The sequence below is a fragment of the Oliverpabstia sp. genome, assembly GCF_022785585.1.
In the GTDB taxonomy this organism is placed as follows: domain Bacteria; phylum Bacillota; class Clostridia; order Lachnospirales; family Lachnospiraceae; genus Oliverpabstia; species Oliverpabstia intestinalis.
The window spans coordinates 24,344-32,881 of record NZ_JALFPR010000096.1 but is presented as its reverse complement, the minus strand read 5'-3'; the positions used below and the strand labels follow the sequence as shown (position 1 = coordinate 32,881).

The 8,538-nt window shown below is 45.1% G+C and carries 5 protein-coding genes; all 5 read right to left on the bottom strand.

Features of this window, described 5'->3' with window-relative positions:
• Positions 1–1,160 (bottom strand): elongation factor Tu (gene tuf, locus MSA64_RS06820; RefSeq protein WP_287891092.1); only part of this gene is annotated, 1,160 nt, incomplete at its 3' end.
• A gap of 156 nt (positions 1,161–1,316) precedes the next feature.
• Positions 1,317–3,434: an elongation factor G gene (gene fusA, locus MSA64_RS06815; RefSeq protein WP_154431576.1), complete on the bottom strand. Its 2,118-nt coding sequence runs from the start codon at positions 3,432–3,434 to the stop codon at positions 1,317–1,319.
• A 14-nt stretch (positions 3,435–3,448) separates the two neighbouring features.
• Positions 3,449–3,919 (bottom strand): 30S ribosomal protein S7, encoded by a 471-nt coding sequence (rpsG, locus tag MSA64_RS06810; protein WP_022398582.1) that lies wholly within the window; start codon positions 3,917–3,919, stop codon positions 3,449–3,451.
• Positions 3,920–4,134: 215 nt separating this feature from the next.
• Complete coding sequence (gene rpsL / locus MSA64_RS06805; protein WP_022008863.1) at positions 4,135–4,548, bottom strand: 30S ribosomal protein S12; 414 nt, start codon at positions 4,546–4,548, stop codon at positions 4,135–4,137.
• Positions 4,549–4,792: 244 nt separating this feature from the next.
• A complete protein-coding gene (rpoC, locus tag MSA64_RS06800; protein ID WP_287891089.1) occupies positions 4,793–8,509 on the bottom strand; it encodes a DNA-directed RNA polymerase subunit beta' in 3,717 nt (1,238 codons plus the stop codon).
• Positions 8,510–8,538: the final 29 nt, after the last annotated feature.

Below are 8,538 nucleotides of genomic sequence, written 5' to 3'. Positions count from 1 at the left end.
ACAGTACGTCCACCTTCACGGATAGCGAAAGTCAGACCCTGTTCCATAGCGATCGGATGGATCAGTTCGATTGTCATTTCTACGTTATCACCAGGCATGCACATTTCTGTACCTTCTGGCAGGCTGATAACACCTGTTACGTCAGTTGTTCTGAAGTAGAACTGCGGACGATAGTTGTTGAAGAACGGAGTATGACGTCCACCTTCATCTTTTGTCAGAACGTAAACCTGAGCTGTGAATTTTTTGTGGCATGTTACAGAACCTGGTTTAGCCAGAACCTGTCCACGAACGATTTCTGTTCTCTGAACACCACGCAGCAGAGCACCGATGTTATCACCAGCCTGTGCTTCATCCAACAGTTTACGGAACATTTCGATACCAGTTACAACTGTTTTCTTAACGTCTTCTTTAACACCCAGGATTTCAACTTCGTCGTTCAGATGCAGAACACCACGCTCTACTCTACCAGTAGCAACAGTACCACGACCAGTGATTGTGAATACGTCCTCTACAGGCATCAGGAACGGTTTGTCAGTGTCACGTTCTGGATCCGGAATGTAGCTATCTACAGCATCCATCAGTTCCAGGATTTTGTCTCCCCATTCGCTGTTCGGATCTTCCAGAGCTTTCAGAGCAGATCCCTGGATAATCGGAGTGTCATCTCCCGGGAATTCGTACTCGTTCAGCAGCTCACGGATTTCCATGTCTACCAGTTCCAGAAGTTCTTCATCGTCTACCATATCACATTTGTTCATGAATACAACGATGTAAGGAACACCTACCTGACGAGACAGCAGGATGTGCTCTTTTGTCTGAGCCATAACACCATCGGTAGCAGCTACAACCAGGATAGCACCATCCATCTGAGCAGCACCAGTGATCATGTTTTTAACGTAGTCAGCATGGCCTGGGCAGTCAACGTGTGCGTAGTGACGTTTGTTTGTTTCATACTCAACGTGAGCAGTAGAGATTGTGATTCCACGTTCTCTTTCTTCTGGAGCTTTATCGATATTTTCGAATGCTACAGCTTCACCTGTACCCAGTCTTTCATGCAGAGTTTTTGTAATAGCTGCAGTCAGAGTAGTTTTACCATGGTCAACGTGTCCAATGGTACCAATGTTACAATGTGGTTTGCTTCTTTCAAATTTAGCTTTAGCCATTATTAATTTTCCTCCTTAAAACTTGCGCCTTACGGCAAAATTTTAATTTACTATATTATTAGACCTGCTATCCTTGATTATATTGCAAATCAAGGATATTTGCAAGTCATATTTCCATAATTTCAGCAATTACGGGCGCCTGATAGTAAGGCGTTATTATTTAGACTTTGAAGACAGAACTTTTTCCTGAACAGACTTCGGAACTGGTTCATATCTGTCAAAGAACATGGAGTAGTTACCACGTCCCTGAGTTCTGGAACGAAGGTCTGTTGCGTAACCGAACATTTCAGCCAGCGGAACATATCCACGGATCATCTTTCCTCCACCGATATCTTCCATACCTTCGATACGACCACGACGGGAGTTGATATCACCGATAACATCACCCATGTAATCTTCCGGAGTAGTAACTTCGACTCTCATGATAGGCTCCAGCAGTACAGGAGATGCTTTCTGCATAGCTTCCTTGAACGCCATAGATCCGGCAATGTGGAATGCCATTTCAGAGGAATCGACTTCATGGTAAGAACCATCGTATACGTTCGCATGAACACCTACTACAGGGAATCCGCCCAGAATACCGGACTTCATAGCTTCTTCGATACCTTCGCCTACTGCCGGAATGTATTCCTTCGGAATAGCACCACCAACTACAGTAGATTCGAATTTGTAAGTTTCTTCTGCGTTAGCATCCATTGGCTCAAATTTAACTTTACAGTGACCATACTGTCCACGTCCACCGGACTGTTTTGCATATTTATGCTCAACGTCAACCGGTTTTGTGATGGTCTCTTTGTATGCAACCTGAGGAGCACCAACGTTAGCCTCTACCTTGAATTCTCTCAGCAGACGGTCAACGATGATATCCAGATGCAGCTCACCCATACCTGCGATGATTGTCTGACCAGTTTCCTGATCGGTATGAGCACGGAAAGTAGGATCTTCCTCTGCCAGTTTTGCCAGAGCTTCACCCAGTTTACCCTGTCCGGCTTTTGTCTTAGGCTCGATAGCCAGCTCGATAACCGGTTCCGGGAATTCCATGGACTCCAGGATTACCGGATGCTGATCATCACAGATGGTATCACCGGTAGTACTGAACTTGAATCCGATCGCTGCTGCGATATCTCCGGAGTAAACTTTATCCAGCTCCTGACGTTTGTTAGCGTGCATCTGCAGGATACGTCCTACACGTTCTTTTTTATCTTTTGTAGCATTTAATACATAAGAACCGGAGTTCATGGTTCCTGAATATACACGGAAGTATGCCAGTTTACCAACGAACGGGTCAGTCATGATTTTAAATACCAGTGCGGAGAACGGTTCATCATCAGAAGAATGACGAACTACTTCGTTTCCATCCAGATCTGTTCCGTTGATAGGCGGAATGTCTGTAGGAGCCGGCATGAACTCCAGGATAGCATCCAGAAGTTTCTGAACTCCTTTGTTTTTGTAAGCAGATCCGCAGCAAACCGGAACAGCTGTGCACTCGCAGGTACCTTTTCTCAGTGCTGCTTTCATTGCTTCTACAGAAGGTTCTTCACCTTCCAGATATTCCATCATCAGATCATCATCCAACTCGCAGATTTTCTCTACCAGTTCTGTATGATACAGTTCTGCTTCGTCCTGCATATCTTCCGGAATATCTACTACAGAGATATCATCACCCTTATCATCGTTGTAGATGTAAGCTTTCATCTCGAACAGGTCAATGATTCCCTGGAATTCATCTTCTTTACCGATTGGCAGCTGAAGACAAATTGCATTTTTTCCTAATCTTGTTTTAATCTGATCTACAGCGTTGTAGAAGTCTGCACCCAGGATATCCATCTTGTTGATGAATGCCATACGAGGTACATTGTATGTGTCAGCCTGACGCCATACGTTTTCAGACTGTGGTTCTACACCACCTTTTGCACAGAACACACCAACAGCACCGTCCAGTACACGCAGGGAACGCTCTACCTCTACAGTAAAGTCTACGTGACCTGGGGTATCAATGATGTTGATACGATGTTCCAGAGCACCTTTTTTCGGTTTTGTCTGTTCTTCCAGAGTCCAGTGACATGTGGTAGCTGCGGAAGTAATGGTGATACCTCTTTCCTGCTCCTGTTCCATCCAGTCCATGGTAGCAGTACCTTCATGTGTATCTCCGATTTTATAGTTTACACCGGTGTAATATAAGATACGCTCTGTCAGAGTGGTCTTACCAGCATCGATATGCGCCATAATACCAATATTTCTGGTTCTCTCTAATGGATATTCTCTTCCAGCCAATTGGATTTCCTCCTTTAGAATCTGTAATGAGCAAATGCCTTATTAGCTTCTGCCATTTTATGCATGTCTTCTTTCTTCTTAACAGATGCACCGGTGTTGTTCATAGCATCCAGAAGCTCATTTGCCAGTCTGTCTTCCATGGTCTTCTCTCCTCTTTTACGAGAATACAGAGTTAACCAACGAAGAGCCAAAGCCTGACGTCTTTCCGGACGAACCTCGATAGGTACCTGATAGGTAGCTCCACCGATACGTCTAGCCTTTACTTCCAGTACAGGCATGATGTTGTTCATAGCTTCTTCAAAAACTTCGATAGCTGGTTTTCCAGCTTTTTCTTCAATTTTAGCGAAAGCGCCGTATACAATCTTCTGTGCTACACCTTTCTTACCGTCTAACATGATGTTATTGATAAGTTTGGTAACCACTTTGTTGTTGTACATCGGATCTGCTAACACGTCTCTTTTCTGAGTATGTCCTTTACGTGGCACGTTACTTCCCTCCTTAATCAATAGATTATCTCTTAGGTACTCACATGACAGCCTGAGCAGTTAAACAGGTACTGTCGACTATGTGTTCGCACTGGTAAATTCCTCTATTTCACCCGCAACCATCAGGGTATAAATGGAATGACCGTACATAGTATTGTGATATTGTCAATTTTGTTTCGCTATGCCGCTAAGCAGCCGTAGCGTAGCTTTTCATCTTATTTTTTAGGTCTTTTAGCTCCGTATTTGGAACGAGCCTGTTTTCTGTTAGCGACACCTGCGGTATCAAGAGTACCTCTGATGATATGGTATCTTGTACCAGGTAAGTCTTTAACACGGCCTCCACGGATCAGAACAACGCTATGTTCCTGAAGGTTATGACCTTCTCCTGGAATGTAGCTTGTTACTTCGATTCCGTTTGACAGACGTACTCTGGCAATCTTACGAAGAGCTGAGTTAGGTTTTTTAGGTGTAGCAGTTTTAACAGCTGTACACACACCTCTCTTCTGTGGAGAAGACAGATCGCTGGATTTTTTTCTTAAAGAGTTAAAGCTTTTCTGCAGAGCAGGAGCGGTAGATTTCTTAACAGAAGTCTGACGTCCTTTTCTTACTAACTGGTTAAATGTTGGCATTCCATTTCACCTCCTGTAATTATTCCTTTTCTGGTTCTGCGGTTGCTATTTCTAAATCATACGACTATGCAGCCGTCTTACCTTTTATAAGGTAATTTTGCGCACATTAAAATAACTGCATTTCCATGCGCACCTGTAGTATCATAGCATCGAAAAAATAAAAAGTCAAGGGAGTATTACTGATTTTTATCAGTTTCCCCTGACTTTTTACTTATTTACTCATTATTACCTGATATCAGTGACTTTACTCTTCGCTATCCTCAAGAGTTACCAGTTCTTCAGCGATTTCATCTGTTTCTTCATCTGTCTCAGCAGTTTCGGAAGCTTCTTCCTCTACTGTGATATCTTCCGGTACAAGTTCCAGATCTTCATCGTCCAACAGGATATCGTCCTCTTCTTCCTTCAGCATATCATCTGTGGAAAGTTTGATGTTGCTGTAACGCTTCAGACCAGTACCGGCCGGAATCAGTTTACCGATGATAACGTTTTCTTTCAGACCTACCAGGTGGTCAACTTTTCCTTTGATAGCAGCTTCTGTCAGGACTTTTGTTGTCTCCTGGAAGGATGCTGCTGACATAAAGGAATCGGTTGCCAGAGAAGCTTTGGTAATACCCAGCAGAACCTGTTTTCCTTCCGCCGGAGCTTTTCCTTCTGCTTCCATCTTTTCATTGATATCTTCATATTCAAGGAAATCAACCATCGTACCCGGAAGAAGTTCTGTATCTCCGTTGTCTTCGATACGGATCTTTTTCAGCATCTGACGAACGATAACTTCGATATGTTTATCGTTGATTTCTACACCCTGCAGACGGTATACTCTCTGTACTTCACGGATCATATAATCCTGTACGGCACGTACACCTTTGATTTTCAGAATGTCGTGTGGGTTAACAGAACCTTCTGTCAGTTCATCACCGGCTTCCAGCATCTGTCCGTCTGTAACCTTGATTCTGGATCCGTAAGGGATCAGGTATGTCTTGGTTTCTCCGCTTTCTTTATCGGTAATTACGATTTCTCGTTTCTTCTTGGTATCTTTGATTGCAACTTCACCAGGAATCTCTGTGATAATGGCAAGTCCTTTCGGCTTTCTTGCCTCGAACAGCTCCTCGACACGAGGAAGACCCTGTGTGATATCGCCACCGGCAACACCACCACTATGGAAAGTACGCATGGTCAGCTGTGTACCAGGCTCACCGATGGACTGTGCGGCGATGATACCTACAGACTCACCAACCTGAACAGCTTCTCCTGTTGCCATGTTGGCACCATAACATTTTGCACAGATACCAACCTTACATTTACAGCTCAGAATCGTACGGATCTTGATCTTGTCGTAAGGTTTGCCTTCTGCATTGACACCTTCGCTCATGATCTTAGCTGCACGTTTCGGTGTGATCATGTGGTTTGCTTTTACAAGCACATTACCATCTTTATCTTTGATTGTCTCGCAGGAGAAACGTCCTGTGATACGTTCCTGCAGACTTTCGATTTCTTCTTTTCCGTCTGTGAATTCTTTCACATACATACCCGGAATCTCATCTCTGCCTTCCGCACAATCCATCTCACGAACAACCAGCTCCTGAGATACATCTACCAGACGTCTGGTCAGGTAACCGGAATCGGCGGTACGAAGGGCGGTATCGGACATACCTTTTCGAGCTCCATGGGCGGACATGAAATATTCCAGTACATCAAGACCTTCACGGAAGTTTGACTTGATAGGCAGCTCGATGGTGTGACCGGTTGTATCGGCCATCAATCCTCGCATACCGGCCAGCTGTTTGATCTGTTTATCAGATCCACGGGCTCCGGAATCGGCCATCATGAAGATGTTGTTATATTTATCCAGACCATTCAGCAGGGCTTTTGTCAGCTCATCATCGGTCTGTTTCCAGGTTTCAACGACTTCTTTGTAGCGCTCTTCTTCTGTGATCAGACCACGTTTGAAGTTTCTGGTGATTTTATCTACAGTTTCCTGCGCCTGTTCGATCATCTGTGGTTTCTGAGGCGGCACAGTCATATCGGAAATGGATACAGTCATAGCAGCTCTCGTAGAATATTTGTAACCGGTGGCTTTGATATCATCCAGTACTTCCGCAGTCTTTGTCTGTCCGTGGGTATTGATAACTTTTTCAAGGATCTGTTTCAGCTGTTTCTTTCCTACATGGAAATCAACTTCCGGAAGCAGTTCGTTACCCGGAACACTTCTGTCTACAAATCCCAGATCCTGTGGCAGGATCTCGTTGAACAGGAATCTACCCAGAGTGGATTCTACTGTTCCTTCCAGGACTTCTCCTGTCGGCAGAGTTTTTTCACGGCGAACGTGAATTCTTGTCTGCAGTGTCAGGTATCCGTTTTCGTAAGCCAGGATAGCTTCGTTCAGGCTCTTGTAGTATCCGCCTTCTCCCTTGCTTCCCGGTCTTTCCTGTGTCAGGTAATAAATACCCAGGACCATATCCTGTGAAGGAACGGCTACCGGACCACCATCGGACGGTTTCAGCAGGTTGTTCGGAGACAACAGCAGGAAACGGCATTCTGCCTGTGCTTCTACGGACAGCGGAAGATGGACAGCCATCTGGTCACCATCGAAATCGGCATTGAACGCGGTACAAACCAGAGGATGCAGCTTGATCGCTTTACCTTCTACCAGGATCGGTTCAAATGCCTGAATACCCAGACGATGCAGTGTAGGAGCACGGTTCAGCATAACCGGATGCTCTTTGATAACGTCTTCCAGTACATCCCATACTTCCGGCTGTACTTTCTCGACCATTTTCTTTGCGTTTTTAATGTTATGAGCGGTTCCGTTTGCAACCAGTTCTTTCATAACGAACGGTTTAAACAGCTCGATTGCCATCTCTTTCGGCAGACCACACTGATAAATCTTCAGTTCCGGTCCAACGACGATTACGGAACGTCCGGAGTAGTCAACTCGTTTACCCAGCAGGTTCTGACGGAAACGTCCGGATTTACCTTTCAGCATATCGGACAGAGATTTCAGAGCTCTGTTACCAGGTCCGGTTACCGGACGGCCACGGCGACCGTTATCGATCAGCGCATCTACAGCTTCCTGCAGCATACGTTTTTCATTTCTTACGATAATATCCGGGGCTCCCAGCTCCAGCAGTCTTTTCAGACGGTTGTTACGGTTGATGATACGACGGTACAGATCATTCAGGTCAGATGTAGCAAAACGTCCACCGTCCAGCTGTACCATAGGACGCAGATCCGGCGGAATAACCGGTACAACATCCATGATCATCCACTCCGGTCTGTTACCGGATTCGCGGAATGCTTCTACAACTTCCAGACGTTTGATGATACGGGCACGTTTCTGTCCGGTTGCATCTTTCAGTCCAGCTTTCAGTTCTAAGGATTCTGCTTCCAGGTCTATGGATTGCAGCAGTTCTTTGATAGATTCTGCGCCCATACCTACACGGAAGGTGTCTCCAAACTGTTCTCTCGCTTCCTGGTATTCTCTCTCTGTCAGCACCTGTTTCAGCTGCAGATTGGTATCACCCGGATCGAGGACAATATAATTCGCAAAATACAGAACTCTCTCCAGTGTTCTCGGAGACAGATCCAGGATCAGACCCATACGGGACGGAATTCCCTTGAAGTACCAGATATGAGATACCGGCGCTGCCAGTTCAATATGTCCCATACGCTCTCTACGAACGCTTGATTTTGTAACTTCTACACCACAGCGGTCGCAGACAACCCCTTTATAACGGATCTTTTTATATTTACCACAATGACACTCCCAGTCTTTGCTTGGTCCGAAGATTCTCTCGCAAAACAGACCATCTTTTTCCGGTTTTAATGTACGGTAGTTGATGGTTTCTGGTTTTTTTACTTCACCATGAGACCATTCACGGATCTTTTCCGGAGATGCCAGACCAATTTTAATCGCATCGAACGTCATTGGTTGATATACTTCTTTATTGGTTGTTTCAGCCATTTGGTTGCTCCTTTCTAGGATTCATTCCC

Coding starts and splice junctions, on each gene's coding strand:
- rpsL (WP_022008863.1), bottom strand. CDS start 4,548: ATGCCAACATTTAACCAGTTAGTAAGAAAAGGACGTCAGACTTCTGTT.
- rpoC (WP_287891089.1), bottom strand. CDS start 8,509: ATGGCTGAAACAACCAATAAAGAAGTATATCAACCAATGACGTTCGAT.